This is a genomic window from Parahoeflea olei, from assembly GCF_001703635.1.
Lineage (GTDB): Bacteria > Pseudomonadota > Alphaproteobacteria > Rhizobiales > Rhizobiaceae > Hoeflea > Hoeflea olei.
Genome location: NZ_LQZT01000019.1, coordinates 30,945 through 32,822 on the forward strand (window position 1 = coordinate 30,945; position 1,878 = coordinate 32,822).

A 1,878-nucleotide genomic window follows, 5' to 3' on the forward strand; every position below is an offset into this window, starting at 1 on the left:
ATTTCTACATCGTCGATCTCAACGGCAACGTGCTCTACTCGGTCAAGAAGAACGACGACTACGCCAGCAATCTGCGCAGCGACGCCTGGAAGGACACCGGCATCGGCCGTGTCTTCGCCGAAGTTGTCGACGGCAATGTCGCCGCCAAATCCGTCTATGCTGACTATGCGCCCTATCCGGCTGCAGGCGGCGCGCCCGCGGCCTTCATGGGCCACGCGCTGAACGCGCAGGACGGCATCGTCGGCGTCATCATCATCCGCATGCCGAGCGGCAGGATCGCCGACATCCTGTCCAATACCGCGGGCCTGGGCGAGACCGGCGAAACGGTGCTGGTCAACGGCGATGGCTACCTGCTCACCGATTCCGCGAAGACCCCGGGCATGGACGCGCTTGCTGTCAGGCTCGACACCGGCCTTCAGGGCGCCATAGAGGGCACCGGCGTGGCCGTGGGCAGCCTCGAGGGCTACCGCGACATGCAGGCCTATGCGGCGATGGCCAATGTCGCCTTCGACGGCGCCCGCTGGACGGTGGCCGCGCTGATCGACAAGGACGAGGCGAATGCCAGCATGGTGACCATGCGCAACACCATTCTCGGCCTGGCGCTGCTGCTTCTGCTCGGGGCGCTGGCGGCGAGCATCTGGTTCTCGCGCAGCCTCACCCGGCCGATCGGTTCGCTGGTCGAGAGCATGCGCCGGCTGGCCGAGGGCGACACCACGATCAGCCTTGCCGAAGACAGGCGCAAGGACGAGATCGGCGAAATGGCCCGCTCGGTTTCGGTGTTTCGCGATGCCGCCATCGAAAAGGAAGCCCTCGAGCGCCAGGCAGACGATGCCCGCTCCCTGAGCGAACGGGAGCGCCGCGCGCGCGAGGCCGAGAAGCTTGCGGAAAGCGCGCAGATGCAGCAGGCGGTCGAGGCGCTGGCGGGCGGGCTGCACAGCCTCTCCGAGGGCGATCTGTCGGTGCGTCTCGACACGCCGTTCATGGAAAGCCTCGACGGGCTGCGGACCGATTTCAATGCCTCGGTGGAAAAGCTCAGCCGCACGCTGTCGGAAGTCAGCACCAACATCGTCTCGATCAACGACGACACCGGCGAACTCAGGGCCGCCACCGACGACCTGGCGCGCAGGACAGAGCAGCAGGCCGCTTCGCTCGAACAGACCTCCGCATCGCTCGACGAAATCACCGCCATGGTCCGCGAGTCCTCGGCGCGCGCCGACCAGGTCAGCGCCCGCGTCGGCGACGCCAAGGCCTCCTCCGACAAGTCCGGCGAAGTGGTCGCCGAGGCGATCGACGCCATGGGCCGGATCGAGCATGCCTCCGGCGAGATCTCCAAGATCATCAATGTGATCGACGAGATCTCGTTCCAGACCAATCTGCTCGCCCTCAATGCCGGGGTCGAGGCCGCCCGCGCCGGGGAAGCCGGCAAGGGGTTTGCCGTCGTCGCCCAGGAAGTCCGGGAACTGGCCCAGCGCGCCGCCGCGGCCGCCAAGGACATCAAGGACCTGATCGGCAAGTCCGGGGAAGAGGTCAAGTCCGGCGTGGCGCTGGTGCGCCAGACCGGCGAGGCGCTGAACCTGATCGCCAGCCATGTGGTGGACATCAACGACCAGATCGACCTGATCGCCAAGGCGGCGCGCGAGCAGGCCGGCGGCCTGACGGAAGTCAATGCCGCGGTCAACCAGATGGACCAGGTGACCCAGCAGAACGCGGCGATGGTCGAAGAGACCAACGCCGTCACCCACCGGCTGTCCTCCGGCGCGGCCACGCTCGACGGGCTGGTGCGCCAGTTCACCCTGTCGGGCCACCGGCCGGTCTCGCTCGGCATCAGCGCCGGGGCCGCGGGCCGCCCGGCTGCGCCCGCCGAGCCGCCGGTCCGGC

General features: G+C 67.9%; 1 protein-coding gene. It reads left to right on the plus strand.

Annotated features, from left to right (window positions below):
* Nucleotides 1–8: 8 nt before the first annotated feature.
* Nucleotides 9–1,878 (plus strand): methyl-accepting chemotaxis protein (locus tag AWJ14_RS12690; protein ID WP_425349631.1); only part of this gene is annotated, 1,870 nt, incomplete at its 3' end.